Below are 17,172 nucleotides of genomic sequence, written 5' to 3'. Positions count from 1 at the left end.
CACGCAACCAAGCCTCGACCCGCACCACCGGGACACCAAGGAGATCCACCATGAGCCTGCATAAATCGCTGTTCGCCCTCGCCCTGCTCCTCGGCCCGGCCGCGGCCTTCGCCCACAGCGGGCATGACCATGCCGGCGTGCTGGCCGGCATGGCCCACCCGGTATTCGGCCTCGACCATTTGCTGGCGATGCTTGCCGTTGGTCTCTGGGCCGCGCAGCAGGCCGGCGCGGCGCGCTGGGCACTGCCCCTGACCTTCGTCGCCAGCATGCTGCTCGGCGGCCTGCTCGGCTTCGCCGGCATGCAGATCCCGCTGATGGAAACCGGCATCGCCGGCTCGGTACTGGCCTTCGGCCTGCTGGTGGCGGTCGCGGTACGCCTGCCGATGGCCCCGGCACTCGGCCTGACCGCGCTGTTCGCCCTGACCCACGGCGTGGCCCACGGCCTGGAACTGCCGGCGCTGTTCAGCCCCTGGAGTTACACGCTCGGTTTCGTCATCGCCACCGCCGCCTTGCACGCCAGTGGCTACCTCATGGTGCGCATGCTGCCGCAAGCGGCGGCGCCACTGCTGCGCCTGGTAGGTGGCGCCTCGGCGCTCGCCGGCGTATGGCTGCTGGCCAACTGACAGAAGCATTGCGCAAGGGTCTGCAATGACGGGCAAGCCCCTGCGCAGCTAACGCGCGAACTGGTCAGCAGAGGGCCACGCCGACCTGTTCGGGCATAAAATGCTCCCGACACATCCTGAATAGCAGGACAGAGCAATGAACAACACTCCCTGGCTGGCACCGCTGCTGACGACAGGGATGATCTCGGCGTGCATGACGCTGGCGACGAACCCGCCGGTGGTCAACGTGCCCCTGAACGCGACCCGGCATAACGCCGGGCACATAGCCCGGGTGTCCCTTTCCGCCCAAGGCGAAACAACCAGCATGGCGTTCTTCATCGGCGGCGTACCGCAGTCGGTCACCCGCCCCGTTCGCCTCTACACCTTCGTCTATCCGGGCACCTGCGATCATCTGGGGCCATCACCGGCCTACGCGATGAATCAAAACCTGATCACCTACCCGGTTGCCAAACAGCGCGGCTGGACCCTTGCGAGATCAGCGCCCGTGCCGCTGGGAGAACTGCGTGCCGGCACCTATGCCATCGTAGTTCGCACCACGCCGCCGAACGGCCGCCTCGACATCTTCTGCGGCGATATCGACTGACGCGCCAAATCGAGCTCGACGCAGATCGATGCACGGGATCGGTGGCGAATGCGGCAATTGAGCAAAAAACCAGCAACGACGGTCAGGCCTAGTCCTGTGTGGTCTGGGTACAAGCGCGCTCAGCTTATCCACAGATCGCTCCACAGCTGCACTGGATAACTATCCTGGCAGGGTCAGGCACACCGGACAAACCCTTGAAATAACTCGATTATTGCTTGACCAGAAGCGACTCGCCCTGTCCTTTCCAGGTGCCTGCGCGAATTGATCAAAAGCTGATCAAACCGTGCAAAGCCAGGACTACCAAGGCCCTCAGCCAGGCATACAGAGTTACCCACAGGCCTACCCACAATAGTCGTGGACAACTTCCGGGCTTTATCCCCAGGCCCTGAATAAGTTTCCCAAGTACCTGTTTTATCGATAAAAACCAGAGTGATCAAAAAACGTACAAGCAGCCCGAACAACCGTACAACTAGGCCTGCGTACGCCTACACCCACCTTATCCACAGCTCGCTCCACAGACTTTGTGGGCAACTCGATCGAATACTTATCCACTTGCCCAGCGCCTTCTGAAGCTATCGCCGTCATCGAGACAATCAACCAGCCTGAACCCCTCCAGGGTTGTAGCCTGAGCACCAGGCAACAGGAGAAAAACCATGCCCCTAAATGAACTGCTACGCAGCCTGCTCGCCGCCTATGCCGCAGGCGCCTGCGGCAACAGCGCCGAATGAACAGCCTGATCGCTTGGTAGTCGCCCGCCGACTGGCTAACCTGTGAACCCTTTCACCATCAGGAAGCCAGCATGACTTTGCGTTCGATCTGCGTATTCTGCGGCGCCAGCCCCGGCGCCCAGCCGATCTACCGCCAGACAGCAGCAGACCTCGGCCGTCATCTCGCGGAACAGGGCCTGCGCCTGATCTATGGTGGCGGCGCGGTTGGCCTGATGGGGGTGGTCGCCGATTCGGCCCTGGCCGCCGGCGGCGAAGTCATCGGCATCATCCCGCAGAGCCTGGAACGCGCCGAAATCGGCCATCCAGGACTGACCCGCCTGGAAGTGGTCGATGGCATGCATGCACGCAAAGCCCGCATGGTCGCGCTCAGCGACGCCTTTATCGCCCTGCCTGGCGGACTCGGTACCCTGGAAGAGCTGTTCGAGGTATGGACCTGGGGGCAACTCGGCTATCACCGCAAGCCGCTCGGCCTGCTCGATGCGGGTGGTTTTTACGGCAAGCTCGGCGAGTTCCTCGACCACCAGGTCAGCCAAGGTTTCGTGCGCGCCCAGCACCGCGCCATGCTGCAACTCGGCGAATCGCCACAGGCACTGCTGCAGCTGTTGCGTAACTGGCAACCGAGCGTCGCGCCCAAGTGGGAGGAGCGCGAACCCGATTGAGTGGCTGCTAGAAGGGCGAATGCAGCTGGACTTCCACCACTGCATCGGCACGGGTTGGCTGCGGCTCCCCGGTCAGCTGGCTGATCAGCGCCCAATGCTGGTCGAGTTCCTTGCTGACCGCCTCCAGCCTGACGATCATCCGCGAGCCGGCGCCGCGCACACTGGGGTCGGTGCTGCGCATCAGGTCGAATGACAGGGTGGTTATTGCGGCGGTCAGGTGCGTGAGGCTGCGCGAGGTGAGCGCGAGGAGTTCGCTGAGCTGCTGTTCTTTGGACGACATATGGGGCCTTTCCTTGGCAGGTCAAACAGTGTGTATAAAGCGCAGCGAGGTCTCTCGCAGGCGCTAGCCGCTGCAGTCGACAAGATATAACCCCAGCGGTTCACCAGTGCAAGCAGCGTAGGCGCCCCGGCACGCCTGATGGTTTGGCCGGATGCCTGCGGCAATCTTGCCCCGGCAAGCAGCCTCGGCCTACGCAGGCCGGCGCGCATCCGTTACCATCGCGCCACTCACGCAAAGAGATGCGGCATGTATATCTATCGATTGGTTCTGATCCTGGTAGTGGGGATCTACCTGTTCTCCCCGGCGATCATGGACTGGTGGATCGACCCCAACGGCGCCTGGTACCGGCCCTATTTGCTCTGGCTGATCCTCATCGTGGTGACCTTTATTCTGCAGAGTCAACGTGATGCTGACGAGCTTTAGCCTTAGCCAGCTGATCCTGATCAGCGCCGCCTACCTGCTGGTGCTGTTCGGCGTCGCCTGGGTCAGCGAACACGGCCTGATCCCGCGCGCGATCATTCGCCACCCACTGACCTACACCCTGTCGCTCGGCGTGTATGCCAGCGCCTGGGCCTTCTATGGCACCGTGGGCCTGGCCTATCAGTATGGCTACGGTTTTCTCGCCAGCTACCTCGGAGTGTCCGGGGCCTTTCTGCTGGCGCCGGTGCTGCTCTATCCGATCCTGCGCATTACCCGCACCTACCAATTGTCGTCGCTGGCCGACCTGTTCGCCTTCCGCTTCCGCAGCACCTGGGCCGGCGCCCTGACCACCGTCTTCATGCTGATCGGCGTGCTGCCCTTGCTCGCCCTGCAGTTCCAGGCGGTGGCCGACTCGATCGGCATTCTCACCCACGAGCCGGTGAAGGAACGGGTGGCGCTGGCCTACTGCGGGCTGATCATCCTGTTCACCATCCTGTTCGGCGCCCGCCATATCGCCACCCGCGAGAAACACGAAGGCCTGGTGTTTGCCATCGCCTTCGAGTCGGTGGTCAAGCTGACCGCCATCGGCATCATCGGCATCTATGCGTTGTATGGCGTGTTCGATGGGCCGCAGGACCTGGAGCGCTGGCTGGTGCAGAACCAGGCCGCCCTGGCCAGCCTGCATACGCCGCTGCAGGAAGGTCCCTGGCGCACCCTGCTGCTGGTGTTCTTCGCTTCGGCCATCGTCATGCCGCACATGTACCACATGACCTTTACCGAAAACCTCAACCCGCGGGCGCTGGTCAGCGCCAGCTGGGGCCTGCCGCTGTTCCTGCTGCTGATGAGCCTGGCGGTGCCCTTGATTCTCTGGGCAGGCCTCAAGCTGGGCGTCACCACCAACCCGGAATACTTCACCCTCGGCCTGGGCATCACGGTCAACAGCCAGACCCTGGCGCTGATCGCCTATGTCGGCGGCCTGTCGGCGTCCAGCGGCCTGATCATCGTCACCACCCTGGCGCTGTCGGGCATGGTGCTCAACCATGTGGTGTTGCCGCTCTATCAGCCCCCCACCGAAGGCAATATCTACCGCTGGCTGAAGTGGACCCGGCGCGCGCTGATCTTCGCCATCATCATGGCCGGTTACGGCTTCTATCTGCTGCTGGGTGCCGAACAGAGCCTGGCCAGCCTGGGCATCATCGCCTTCGTCGCCACCCTGCAGTTCCTCCCCGGCGTGCTCTCGGTGCTGTACTGGCCGACGGCCAACCGCCGCGGCTATATCGCCGGCCTGCTGGCAGGCATCGGCGTCTGGACCGTGGGCATGCTGCTGCCGATGCTGGGCAACCTGCAAGGCTTCTACATCCCCTCACTCAACCTGATCTACGTGCTGGACGACAGCAGCTGGCACCTGGCGGCCATTGCCTCGCTGGCGGCCAACGTGCTGGTGTTCACCCTCGTCTCGCTGTTCACCGAGGCCAGCGCCGAGGAAAAGAGTGCCGCCGAAGCCTGCGCCGTGGATAACGTGCGCCGCCCGCAACGGCGCGAACTGCTGGCCCAATCGCCGCAGGAGTTCGCCACCCAACTGGCCAAACCGCTGGGAGCCAAGACCGCCCAGCGCGAGGTCGAGCAGGCCCTGCGTGACCTGCACCTGCCGTTCGACGAAAGCCGCCCCTATGCCCTGCGCCGCCTGCGCGACCGCATCGAGGCCAACCTCTCCGGCCTGATGGGGCCGAGCGTGGCCCAGGACATCGCCGAGACCTTTCTGCCCTATAAATCCGGCAGCGAAACCTTCGTCACCGAAGATATCCACTTCATCGAGAACCGCCTGGAGGATTACCACTCGCGCCTCACCGGCCTGGCCGCGGAACTCGACGCGCTGCGCCGCTACCACCGCCAGACTCTGCAGGAGCTGCCGATGGGCGTCTGCTCGTTGGCCAAGGATCAGGAGATCCTGATGTGGAACAAGGCCATGGAGGAACTCACCGAGATTCCGGCGCACCGCATCGTCGGCTCGCGCCTGTCGGCACTCGGCGAACCCTGGCGCGGACTGTTGCAGCATTTCATCGAACTGCCCGACCAGCACCTGCACAAACAACGCCTGGGCCTGGACGGCCAGACCCGCTGGCTCAACCTGCACAAGGCGGCGATCGACGAACCGCTGACACCGGGCAACAGCGGCCTGGTGCTGCTGGTCGAAGACCTCACCGAAACCCAGTACCTGGAAGACAAGCTGGTGCACTCCGAGCGCTTGGCCAGCATCGGCCGCCTGGCTGCCGGAGTGGCCCACGAGATCGGCAACCCGATCACCGGTATCGCCTGCCTGGCGCAGAACCTGCGCGAGGAACGCGAAGGCGACGGCGAGCTGACCGAGATCAGCGAGCAAATTCTCGAGCAGACCAAGCGGGTCTCGCGCATCCTCCAGTCGCTGATGAGCTTCGCCCATTCGGGCGGCCATCAGCAGGCCGACGAACCGGTGTGCCTGGCCCAGGTGGCGCAGGAGGCCATCGGCCTGCTGTCACTCAATAGACGCAGCGTCGAAGTGGAATTCTTCAATCTGTGCGACGCCGATCACTGGGTTGAAGGCGACCCGCAGCGCCTCGCCCAGGTCCTGATCAACCTGCTGTCCAACGCCCGCGACGCCTCGCCTCCCGGTGCGGCGATCCGGGTCAGAAGCGAAGCCAGCGAGCACACCGTCGACCTGATCGTGGAAGATGAAGGCAGTGGCATTCCCAAGGCCATCATCGACCGCCTGTTCGAACCTTTCTTCACCACCAAAGACCCAGGCAAAGGCACCGGACTCGGCCTCGCGCTGGTCTATTCCATCGTGGAAGAGCATTATGGACAAATAATAATCGACAGCCCGCTCGACTCCGAGCACCAACGCGGCACCCGGATCCGGGTGACGCTGCCGCGGCATGTCGAAGCGACGTCCAAAGCGAATTGAACCAGCGACCTGAGACCGTCGAGAGACCGAATTAATGCCCCATATTTTGATCGTCGAAGACGAAACCATTATCCGCTCTGCCCTGCGCCGCCTGCTCGAGCGCAACCAGTACCAGGTCAGCGAAGCCGGCTCGGTACAAGAAGCGCAAGAACGCTTCAGCATTCCCAGTTTCGACCTGATCGTCAGCGACCTGCGTCTGCCCGGCGCACCGGGCACCGAGCTGATCAAGCTCGCCCAGGGCAAGCCCGTGCTGATCATGACCAGCTACGCCAGCCTGCGCTCTGCCGTCGACTCGATGAAGATGGGCGCGGTCGATTACATCGCCAAACCCTTCGACCATGACGAGATGCTTCAGGCCGTGGCGCGTATCCTGCGCGATCGCCAGGAGGCCAGGCAGGCGCCGAGCGCACCCGCCGGCGCCACTGCCGGGCGCAGCAGCGAAAAAGCCGTCGACAACAGCAATGGCGAGATCGGCATCATCGGCTCCTGCCCGGCCATGCTCGAGCTGTACAGCAAGATCCGCAAAGTCGCGCCGACCGACTCCAACGTGCTGATCCAGGGCGAATCCGGCACCGGCAAGGAACTGGTCGCGCGCGCCCTGCACAACCTGTCCAAACGCGCCAAGGCCCCGCTGATTTCAGTGAACTGCGCGGCCATCCCGGAAAGCCTGATCGAGTCCGAACTGTTCGGCCACGAGAAAGGCGCCTTCACCGGCGCCAGCGCCGGCCGCGCCGGCCTGGTCGAAGCCGCCGATGGCGGCACCCTGTTCCTCGACGAGATCGGCGAGCTGCCGCTGGAAGCCCAGGCTCGCCTGCTGCGCGTGCTGCAGGAAGGCGAGATTCGCCGGGTTGGTTCGGTGCAGTCGCAAAAAGTCGATGTGCGGCTGATCGCCGCCACCCACCGCGACCTCAAGAGCCTGGCCAAGGTCGGCCAGTTCCGCGAAGACCTCTACTACCGCCTGCATGTCATCGCCCTGAAACTGCCGGCACTGCGCGAGCGCGGCAGCGACGTCAGTGAAATCGCCCATGCCTTCCTCAAGCGTCAATGCACGCGCATGGACCGCGACCTGCATTTCGCCCCGGATGCCGAACAGGCCATTCGTCATTACGCCTGGCCAGGCAACGTGCGCGAACTGGAGAACGCCATCGAGCGCGCGGTGATTCTCTGCGAAAGCACGGCTATCTCGGCCGAGCTGCTGGGCATCGACATCGAGCTGGACGACCTGGATGACGACGACTTCCCCGGCCTGCCGGGACAGGCCAGCAGCACCAGCCACGAGCCGACCGAGGACCTGTCGCTGGAAGACTATTTCCAGCATTTCGTCCTCGAACACCAGGATCACATGACCGAAACCGAACTGGCGCGCAAACTCGGCATCAGCCGCAAGTGCCTGTGGGAACGCCGCCAGCGCCTGGGTATTCCTCGGCGCAAGACCGGCGCGGCCGCCAGCTAGCAGGCCGAGCACAGAGCGGTTGCGAAACAAAACCCCCGCCTGCCGCGACCGCTGCAGGCGCCCTACGCGCCGCCCCATTACCCAGCGTAAGCCGCGACCCGCGATCCGTAGATTGTCGTTCGCCGCAGTAGTGCAACCCGTGGTTCTCCGGCGCGGCGCAAAAGCTGGCGGGTTGTCGCTTCGCTCCGAAGCCGCCCTACCTCCGATCGAAACGCCGCCCGGACCGGCCTGCGTTGCGCTCCACATCCTACAAAACGCTGCGGCCGCCGGCGGTTATGCAACTGATAGATGGGTATCGCTACGCTCAACCGCGCCGCGCTCATCCTACAAAAGCCCGATCACGCTGGGCCGACATGACCTTGAGCAACCGGCGCGCCATAGGCCGTCGCGCCTGCGCGAGAATGACTGCAGCGCGCTTTCGCCGAGCAGCCGGCCAAGACGAGGCGACAGACTGCCGAGCGCAAGGTTCCCCTCGCTGTTACCGCTTCAACACTTCGTAACAAAGTCCGGGTCCTACGGTAACGAGAACCGGCCTGTCGCGTACCCCTCGCCCAGCCACAAGGCGGCCTAAGCCTTTGTTTTAAAAGGATTCACAAAAACTGGCACGGGTCATGCTATATCTCTTGAACAACAACAATAACAAGCACTGCCCACGATAATAAAAACAAGACGTAACGACTCCAGCACAATAAAAACAACACGGCGGAGGCGCAGCTAACTGATTCTTTTGGAAAGGAATTGCCGTTGGGGCTTGCCCCACAACCAGACAGAGAACAACAAAACTGCCTCGAGGCAGATCCCGTACTGGTTGGGTCATAACACGATCATGGCAGCGTCAGCATTCAAAACAATCCGTTTGCTATTTACTCCCGGCTTGGGAGGTTTTCAGACAGTCTCTGACTTAATGGAACGGGCAAATCAACAAAAACAACAAGCCCGCCATAATAATAAAAATAAAGCACGCACCTGCTTTGGGGGGGAGCTTCGGCTCCCCCAGTCGCTTGCGCGAAACACCTCTCTCCCGCTGCTTCCTACACCATCTCCCCACTCAATGCTAGAATCCGCGCCATTCCAGTGGTCAGCGTTTATCCTGGCCTGTCATTTCGTCAAACAGTGCATCCCATGCTGAAAAAGCTGTTCAAGTCTCTACGCTCGCCCCTGCGCCGCGGCAAACACCCACACAGCACTCCAGAAGTGCTGAGCAGTAGCCAGCACCCGATCAACCGCGGCGAAATCAGCCGCTACGCCATCAGCGTGGTCGAACGCCTGCAACATGCCGGCTACCAGGCCTACCTGGTCGGCGGTTGCGTGCGTGACCTGCTGCTCGACATCGATCCCAAGGATTTCGACGTGGCCACCAGCGCCACCCCCGAGCAGGTACGCGCCGAATTCCGCAACGCCCGCGTGATTGGCCGGCGCTTCAAGCTGGTCCACGTGCATTTCGGCCGTGAAATCATCGAAGTCGCCACCTTCCGCGCCAATCACCCCGAGGGCGACGAGGAAGAGAACAGCAACCTGTCCTCGCGCCACGAGAGCGGACGCATCCTGCGCGACAACGTCTACGGCAGTCTGGAGAACGACGCCCAGCGCCGCGACTTCACCATCAATGCGCTGTACTACGATCCGGCCACCGAACGCATTCTCGATTACGCCAATGGCGTGCACGACATTCGCAACCACCTGATCCGCCTGATCGGCGACCCGACCCAGCGCTACCAGGAAGACCCGGTACGCATGCTGCGGGCCGTGCGCTTCGCCGCCAAGCTGGACTTCGATATCGAGAAACACAGCGCCGTGCCGATCTACAAGCTGGCACCGATGCTGCGCGATATCCCCGCGGCACGCCTGTTCGACGAAGTGCTCAAGCTGTTCCTCGCCGGTTATGCGGTCTACACCTATGAACTGCTGGTCGATTACGGCCTGTTCGGCCAACTGTTCCCCGCCAGCGCCGCGGCACTCAAGCACAACCCGGACTACACCGACTGCCTGATCCGCAGCGCCCTGGCCAACACCGACCTGCGTATCCAGCAGGGCAAGACGGTGACGCCCGCCTTCCTCTTCGCCGCCCTGCTCTGGCCGGCGCTGCCGGCACGCGTTATCAAGCTGCAGGAGCGTGGTCTGCCCGCCATCCCCGCGATGCAGGAAGCAGCCCAGGAGCTGATCAGCGAACAGTGCCAGTTGATCGCCGTGCCCAAGCGTTTCACCCTGCCGATCCGCGAGATCTGGGATATGCAGGAACGCCTGCCGCGACGCAGCGGCAAGCGTTCCGATCTGCTCCTGGAAAACCCGCGCTTTCGTGCCGGTTACGACTTCCTCCTGCTGCGCGAGAGTGCTGGCGAGGAGACCGGTGGTCTCGGCGAATGGTGGACGGCGTATCAGGACGCCAGCGACAGTGAAAGACGTGGCATGATTCGCGACCTCAGCAGCCAGGACGACACCAGTGGCGCACCGCGCAAACGGCGGCGCAGCGGCAGCAAGCGCAAACGTGCGCCAGGCGCCGAGGGCGCGTCCAAACCTGCTGCCGGCGAATAATGCAGCGGGTGTATCTTGGCCTCGGCAGCAACCTCGCCGAGCCGCTCGCCCAACTGCACGACGCCCTCAAGGCGCTCGCCGCGCTGCCGCAGTCGCAGTTGGTCGGGACGTCCTCCTTCTATGCCAGCGACCCGCTCGGCCCGGCCGATCAGCCGCGCTATGTCAACGCCGTCGCGGCGCTGGACAGCGAACTGCCCGCGCTGCAACTGCTCGACGCCCTGCAGGCCATCGAACTGAACCAGGGCCGTGAGCGCAAAGCCGAACGCTGGGGGCCACGCACCCTCGATCTGGATATCCTGCTATTCGGCGACCTGATGCTGGACGAGCCGCGCCTGCGCGTGCCGCATTACCACCTGCACGCCCGCGCCTTCGTACTCTACCCGCTGGCCGAACTGGCACCTGACCTGCGCCTGCCGGACGGTCGCGCCTTGAGCGACCTGCTCGCGGCCTGCCCCTTCGAAGGCTTGGAACGCCTGCCTGACGGTCCGTAGGATGAGTTAGCCGCCCAGGCGATGCCCGGCAAGACCGCATTTTCTGCGCGGCGTAACCCATCATTGCGGCGTACCTGCTGACGCCCTGTTGGGTTACGCGGCGCCTCGAATCTGTGACTAGCTCGGGAGTGCAGCCGCCGCTAACCCAACCTACGACGTCCCGGCCCTACCTACCGGTTCGGATGGGTGACAACCCATCCTCCGACCCGCACCAGCACTCCAGCCCCGACTCTATGCGAGCCCATCGGCGGTAGCGCCAGTAACAGAGCGGTAACACCTGCAATTGACTTCGAGCCCCCCCATCAGGACTATAGGCGTCCCGTTGCCCCGCACCGGTGCACACCGAGGCCAATGCAGGCCATTTTTAAGCAGCCTGACTGCGCAGCAGATTGACTGCGCGGCAGATCGACGGCTTGCTGAACGCCTGAGTAAGGATGATTGTTATGCCTGACGTTACCCTGACTACCCTGCAAAGCCTCAAGCAGAGCGGCGAGAAAATCGCCATGCTGACCTGCTACGACGCCACCTTCACCCAGGCTGCCTGCCAGGCCGGGGTCGAGGTACTGCTGGTCGGCGACTCACTCGGCATGGTGCTGCAAGGCCACGACAGCACCTTGCCGGTCAATGTCGCCGACATGGCCTACCACACCGCAAGCGTGAAACGCGGCAACCAGGGTGCTCTGATTCTCGTCGACCTGCCCTTCATGGCTTACGCCACCACCGAACAGACGCTGCACAACTGCGCGGTACTGATGCAAGCCGGTGCGCATATGGTCAAGCTCGAGGGCGCGGCCTGGCTGGCCGAACCGATCCGCCTGCTGGCCGAGCGCGGCATACCGGTCTGCGCACACCTGGGCCTGACCCCGCAAGCGGTGAATATCCTCGGTGGCTATAAGGTCCAGGGTCGTCAGGAAGCCCAGGCGCGGCAGATGCGCGCCGACGCCATGGCCCTGGAGCAAGCCGGCGCGGCCATGCTGCTGCTCGAGTGCGTCCCCAGCGAACTGGCTGCGGAAATCAGCCAGGCGGTGAAGATCCCTGTCATCGGCATAGGCGCCGGCGGTGCCACCGACGGCCAGGTGCTGGTCATGCACGACATGCTCGGCTTGTCCCTGAGCGGTCGCATACCCAAGTTCGTGAAGAACTTCATGACCGGGCAAAGCAGCATCCAGAACGCGCTCGGCGCCTACGTCAGGGCAGTCAAAGACGGCAGTTTTCCTGCAACCGAACACGGATTCTCTGCATGAACACGGTTAAAACCATTCGCGAACTGCGGGCAGCCGTTGCCTTGGCCCGCGCCGAGGGCAAGCAGGTCGGTTTTGTCCCGACCATGGGCAACTTGCACGCCGGGCATATTGCCCTGGTCGAGAAAGCCGCTCAGCGCGCCGACTTCGTGGTCGCCAGCATCTTCGTCAACCCGTTGCAGTTCGGCCCCAGCGAAGACCTGGGTAGCTACCCGCGTAGCCTGGCCGCCGACCAGGAAAAACTCCTCGATGCCGGTTGTCATCTGCTGTTCGATCCGGACGTGGAAGAGATGTACCCCAACGGTATGGCCAGCCAGACCCGGGTCAGCGTGCAAGGTGTCTCCGAAGGCCTGTGCGGCGCCAGTCGCCCCGGCCATTTCGAAGGTGTCGCCACCGTAGTGACCAAGCTGTTCAACCTGGTGCAACCCGACCTCGCCGTGTTCGGCCAGAAGGACTTCCAGCAACTGGCGGTGATTCGCACCCTGGTGCGCGACTTGAACATGCCGATCCAGATTATCGGCGAGCCGACCATTCGTGCCGAAGATGGCCTGGCATTATCCTCGCGCAACGGCTACCTGAACGCCGAACAACGCGCCGTCGCGCCAACCCTGTATCGCAGCCTGCAACAGATCGCCACCGCGCTTGGCGCCGGTGAGCGCGATTTCGCCAAGCTGGTCGAGGCGGCGTGCCAACAACAATTGGCCGTAGGCTTACGCCCGGACTATGTGGAAATTCGCGAAGCGAACAGCCTGCGCCCGGCAACCGCAGCGGATCGACAGCTGGTGATTCTGAGCGCAGCCTTTCTCGGCAACACCCGCCTGATCGACAACCTGACACTCGACCTCGACGCACCGGCTTGATCGTGCGCCTGCGCCGCGCTCGACGGCGCAGACGCTCGCGTCGGCAGACAGACCGGTTAAGCGGTGGGCCGCAGCCTTAATGCGAATGCGCGCCCACTTGCCTGATCCAGGCTCACGCCAGCTACACTGAGGCCCTGCCTTGCCCGGTTCTTGCGCTTTTGGTTGACCATGCCCTGTTGCCTGGGCTGAAGCTTCTACGGACGGCGCATTTAGACCATTCAGCCAGCAACCAAATGGGTAAAGCGCAATAGGCCCACAGCCCTGTCGTTGCCCGGCGTCGATTCATCAAAGACTGCTCAAGCACAAGGAAGCCACCTCACATGGCGTACTACCAGCACCCCCTCGATGTCACCGCCCTGCCCACCTGGAAGGCCCTCGAGTCACACCGCGCCAGCCTGCAGAGTTTCAGCATGCGCGAGGCGTTCAACCGGGACGCGCAGCGTTTCGAACACCTCTCGTTGAGCAGCTGCGGCCTGTTTCTCGACTACTCGAAAAACCTGATCACCCTCGAAACCCGCGACCTGCTGGTCAGCCTGGCCAAGGAATGCGGACTGGAGCAGGCCATTCGTGCGCAGTTCGACGGTGAGCCGATCAATGCCTCGGAAGCCCGTCCCGCCCTGCATACCGCGCTGCGCCGGCCGATCGGCGACAAGGTACTGGTCGATGGCCTCGACGTGATGCCCGAGGTGCAGCGCGTGCTGCACCAGATGACCGAACTGGTCGGGCGGGTACACGACGGCCTGTGGCGCGGCTACAGCGAGAAGCCGATCACCGACGTGGTGAATATCGGCATCGGCGGCTCCTTCCTCGGCCCGCAGCTGGTGTCCGAGGCCCTGCTGCCGTTCGCCCAGCGCGGCGTGCGCTGCCATTACCTGGCCAATATCGACGGCAGCTCGTTCCACGAACTGGCCGCCAAACTGCGCGCCGAAACCACCCTGTTCATCGTGTCCTCGAAATCCTTCAGCACCCTGGAGACCCTGAAGAACGCCCAGGCCGCGCGCAGCTGGTACCTGGCCCAGGGTGGCTCCGAGGCCGAGCTGTATCGGCACTTTATCGCCGTATCGAGCAACACCCAGGCGGCGGTGGCCTTCGGCATCCACGAAGAGAACATCTTCCCCATGTGGGATTGGGTCGGCGGCCGTTATTCGCTGTGGTCGGCGATCGGTCTGCCGATCGCCATGTCGATCGGCATGTCCAACTTCAAGGAGCTGCTGTCCGGTGCCTACAGCATGGATCAGCACTTCCTGACCGCCCCCTTCGAAAGCAACATGCCAGTGCTGCTGGCCCTGCTGGGCATCTGGTACGGCAATTTCTGGGGCGCGCAAAGCCAGGCGATCCTGCCGTACGACCATTACCTGCGCAATATCACCAAGCACCTGCAGCAACTGGACATGGAGTCCAACGGCAAGAGTGTGCTGCAGGATGGCCAAGCGGTCGCCTGCGCCACCGGCCCGGTGATCTGGGGCGGTGTCGGCTGCAACGGCCAGCATGCCTATCACCAGCTGCTGCACCAGGGCACCCAACTGATCCCGGCGGATTTCATCGTCCCGGTGGTCAGCTACAACCCGGTGGCCGACCACCACCAGTGGCTGTATGCCAACTGCCTGTCACAGAGCCAGGCGTTGATGCTCGGCAAGACCCGCGAAGAAGCCGAGGCCGAACTGCGCACCCAGGGCCTGAGCGAGACTGAAGTGCAGCGCCTGGCGCCGCACAAGGTGATCCCCGGCAACCGCCCGAGCAACACCCTGGTGCTCGAGCGCATCAGCCCGCGCCGCCTCGGCGCCCTGGTGGCGATGTACGAGCACAAGGTGTTCGCCCAGAGCGCCATATGGGGCATCAACGCCTTCGATCAGTGGGGCGTCGAACTGGGCAAGGAGCTGGGCAAGGGGGTGTACCAGCGCCTGATGGGCGAGAACGAAGGGGCCGCCGAGGATGCCTCGACCCAAGGCCTGATCGAGTATTTCCGCGGCCGTCACCGCGGCTGAAGTGGTAAGCAGTAAGCAGCCGCTGATCGGCGTATGGCCGCCCCGGCCCGGCGCTTTTTCGCGGTTGCTCTTACTTGCAGCTTATGACCTGAGGCTTAGGGCTGCGGCTCCGTCCGCTGCTACTCTTATCTCCATCGCGGCCAGACAAAAATAAGGAGCCGGTATGTTCGAGATCACCCGCCACCCCGTCACCGAGGCCATGCGCCAGCGCGCGCACCTGAACGATGACGACTACCAGCGCCTGTATCGGCAATCCATCGAGCAACCGGATACCTTCTGGGCCGAGCAGGCCAAGGCCTTTCTCGACTGGTCCAAGCCCTGGGACAAGGTCTACAGCGGCGACCTGAAGAAGGGCCAGGTCAACTGGTTCGAGGGCGCTCAACTGAACGTCAGCTACAACTGCATCGACCGGCATCTGCAGCAGCGCGGCGAGCAGGTCGCCCTGATCTGGGAAGGCGACAACCCCGTCGAATCCGCCCACATCACCTATAACCAGTTGCACCACCACGTCTGCCGCCTGGCCAATGTGCTGAAGAGTCGCGGCGTGGGCAAGGGCGATCGGGTGTGCATCTACATGCCGATGATCCCGGAGGCGACCTACGCCATGCTCGCCTGCACGCGCATCGGCGCGGTGCATTCGGTGGTGTTCGGCGGCTTTTCCCCGGATGCCCTGCGCGACCGCATCCTCGACGCCGATTGCCGCACGGTGATCACCGCCGACCAAGGCGTGCGCGGCGGCAAGTACGTGCCGCTCAAGGCCAACGTCGACAAGGCGCTGCAGAGCTGCCCGAACGTCAGCACTGTGGTGGTGGTCGAACGCAGCAAGGGCGAGATCGACTGGGTGCAGGGCCGCGACATCTGGTACCACGAGGCGCTGCACACCGCCGACGGCGACTGCCCGCCGGAACCGATGGATGCCGAAGACCCGCTGTTCATCCTCTACACCTCGGGCAGCACCGGCAAACCCAAGGGCGTGCTGCACAGTACCGGCGGCTACCTGCTGATGGCCGCCATGACCCACAAGTACGTGTTCGACTACCACGAAGGCGACATCTACTGGTGCACCGCCGATGTCGGCTGGGTCACCGGCCACAGCTACATCGTCTACGGCCCGCTGGCCAACGGCGCCACCACCCTGGTGTTCGAAGGCGTGCCCAACTACCCGGACGCCTCGCGTTTCTGGCAGGTGATCGACAAGCACCAGGTGAACATTTTCTACACCGCACCGACCGCCATCCGCGCACTGATGCGCGAAGGCACGGCCCCGGTCGAGAAGACTTCACGCAGCAGCCTGCGCCTGCTCGGCTCGGTGGGCGAACCGATCAACCCGGAAGCCTGGGAGTGGTACTACCACGTGGTCGGCGAGATGCGCTGCCCGATCGTCGACACCTGGTGGCAGACCGAAACCGGCGCCATCCTGATCACCCCGCTGCCCGGCGCCACCGACCTCAAGCCGGGCTCGGCGACCCGGCCGTTCTTCGGCGTGCAGCCGGTGTTGCTGGACGAACAGGGCCAGGAAATCGACGGTTCCGGCAGCGGCGTGCTCGCCATCAAATCAAGCTGGCCAAGCCAGATCCGCAGCATCTACGGCGATCATCAGCGCATGGTCGACACCTACTTCAAACCCTACCCCGGCTACTACTTCACCGGTGACGGCGCGCGTCGCGACGAGGATGGCTACTACTGGATCACCGGCCGGGTCGACGACGTGATCAACGTCTCCGGCCATCGCATCGGCACCGCCGAGGTGGAAAGCGCCCTGGTGCTGCACGACGCGGTCGCCGAGGCGGCGGTGGTCGGCTACCCGCACGACATCAAGGGCCAGGGCATCTACGCCTTCGTCACACCGATGAACGGGGTAGAGCCCAGCGACGAGCTGAAAAAACAACTGTTCGACATGGTCAGCCAGGAAATTGGCGGCTTCGCCAAACCGGACATGCTCCAGTGGGCTCCCGGCCTGCCGAAAACCCGCTCGGGCAAGATCATGCGGCGCATCCTGCGCAAGATCGCCTGCAACGAACTGGACACCCTCGGCGACACCTCGACCCTGGCCGACCCGACGGTGGTCGACAACCTGGTCGACCAGCGCCTGAATCGCTGAAAGCGGCAAGCGCATCGGCGTGTCAGTCGGCCTGGAGCGGCAAGCTTTTGCTTGAAGCTTGTCGCTTAAGGCTTGAAGCTAAGGCGATGGAATTTATTCGCCGCCACATCGAAACCCAGGTATTCAGCCTCAGCGGCATCGCCCTCGGCCAGATCGACTTCGAGAACCCCAAGGGCGACCCCGGCCTGTTCGGCCCCGATTCCGTGAGCTGGCAGGTGCACGGCGACTTCACCAGCATGCTGATCGGCGGCATCAGCGCCCTGCTGCTGCAGGCG

General features: G+C 63.6%; 13 protein-coding genes and 1 pseudogene. 13 read left to right on the top strand and 1 reads right to left on the bottom strand.

The genetic code is table 11. The features are described 5' to 3' along the window. The first annotated feature begins 50 nt into the window (after positions 1-50). From ABZE94_RS06005 to ABZE94_RS05995, 3 genes are all read left to right on the top strand, one after another. Positions 51-623, top strand: coding sequence for a HupE/UreJ family protein (locus tag ABZE94_RS06005; RefSeq protein WP_372874620.1), 573 nt, complete (start codon positions 51-53; stop codon positions 621-623). A 136-nt stretch (positions 624-759) separates the two neighbouring features. Then, complete coding sequence (locus tag ABZE94_RS06000) at positions 760-1,206, top strand: hypothetical protein (RefSeq protein WP_372874619.1); 447 nt, start codon at positions 760-762, stop codon at positions 1,204-1,206. Between the two features lie 799 nt (positions 1,207-2,005). Further along, complete coding sequence (locus tag ABZE94_RS05995; RefSeq protein ID WP_372874617.1) at positions 2,006-2,593, top strand: TIGR00730 family Rossman fold protein; 588 nt, start codon at positions 2,006-2,008, stop codon at positions 2,591-2,593. A gap of 7 nt (positions 2,594-2,600) precedes the next feature. Here ABZE94_RS05995 and ABZE94_RS05990 read toward each other — a convergent pair whose 3' ends face one another. Continuing rightward, positions 2,601-2,873, bottom strand: coding sequence for a hypothetical protein (locus tag ABZE94_RS05990; RefSeq protein ID WP_372874616.1), 273 nt, complete (start codon positions 2,871-2,873; stop codon positions 2,601-2,603). Between the two features lie 246 nt (positions 2,874-3,119). Between ABZE94_RS05990 and ABZE94_RS05985 the strand changes: the two genes are divergently transcribed. The 10 genes and pseudogenes from ABZE94_RS05985 to ABZE94_RS05940 form a co-directional block, all read left to right on the top strand. Continuing rightward, positions 3,120-3,296: a hypothetical protein gene (locus ABZE94_RS05985; RefSeq protein WP_003244646.1), complete on the top strand. Its 177-nt coding sequence runs from the start codon at positions 3,120-3,122 to the stop codon at positions 3,294-3,296. After that, the gene (locus ABZE94_RS05980) at positions 3,280-6,234 is read left to right on the top strand and encodes an ATP-binding protein (RefSeq protein WP_372874615.1); all 2,955 of its coding nucleotides are present in this window, start codon (positions 3,280-3,282) and stop codon (positions 6,232-6,234) included. The genes ABZE94_RS05985 and ABZE94_RS05980 overlap by 17 nt, the downstream gene beginning before the upstream one ends. 34 nt (positions 6,235-6,268) lie before the next feature. Continuing rightward, positions 6,269-7,687, top strand: coding sequence for a sigma-54-dependent transcriptional regulator (locus ABZE94_RS05975; RefSeq protein WP_372874614.1), 1,419 nt, complete (start codon positions 6,269-6,271; stop codon positions 7,685-7,687). A 1,122-nt stretch (positions 7,688-8,809) separates the two neighbouring features. Continuing rightward, complete coding sequence (locus ABZE94_RS05970; protein ID WP_372874613.1) at positions 8,810-10,219, top strand: polynucleotide adenylyltransferase PcnB; 1,410 nt, start codon at positions 8,810-8,812, stop codon at positions 10,217-10,219. After that, a complete protein-coding gene (gene folK, locus ABZE94_RS05965) occupies positions 10,219-10,710 on the top strand; it encodes a 2-amino-4-hydroxy-6-hydroxymethyldihydropteridine diphosphokinase (RefSeq protein ID WP_372874612.1) in 492 nt (163 codons plus the stop codon). The genes ABZE94_RS05970 and folK overlap by 1 nt, the downstream gene beginning before the upstream one ends. 443 nt (positions 10,711-11,153) lie before the next feature. Next, a complete protein-coding gene (gene panB, locus ABZE94_RS05960; protein WP_372874611.1) occupies positions 11,154-11,954 on the top strand; it encodes a 3-methyl-2-oxobutanoate hydroxymethyltransferase in 801 nt (266 codons plus the stop codon). Next, a complete protein-coding gene (panC, locus tag ABZE94_RS05955; protein WP_372874610.1) occupies positions 11,951-12,811 on the top strand; it encodes a pantoate--beta-alanine ligase in 861 nt (286 codons plus the stop codon). The genes panB and panC overlap by 4 nt, the downstream gene beginning before the upstream one ends. 320 nt (positions 12,812-13,131) lie before the next feature. Next, positions 13,132-14,796, top strand: a complete 1,665-nt coding sequence (gene pgi / locus ABZE94_RS05950; protein WP_372874609.1) for a glucose-6-phosphate isomerase — start codon at positions 13,132-13,134, stop codon at positions 14,794-14,796. Between the two features lie 163 nt (positions 14,797-14,959). Further along, positions 14,960-16,897 (top strand): acetate--CoA ligase, encoded by a 1,938-nt coding sequence (gene acs, locus ABZE94_RS05945; protein WP_372874607.1) that lies wholly within the window; start codon positions 14,960-14,962, stop codon positions 16,895-16,897. Positions 16,898-16,983: 86 nt separating this feature from the next. Beyond that, positions 16,984-17,172 (top strand): annotated as a pseudogene (locus ABZE94_RS05940) (histidine kinase); the annotation flags it as partial.

The organism is Pseudomonas sp. (genome assembly GCF_041601375.1).
Classification (GTDB): Bacteria; Pseudomonadota; Gammaproteobacteria; order Pseudomonadales; family Pseudomonadaceae; genus Aquipseudomonas.
This window is presented reverse-complemented; position numbering and strand designations above follow the sequence as displayed.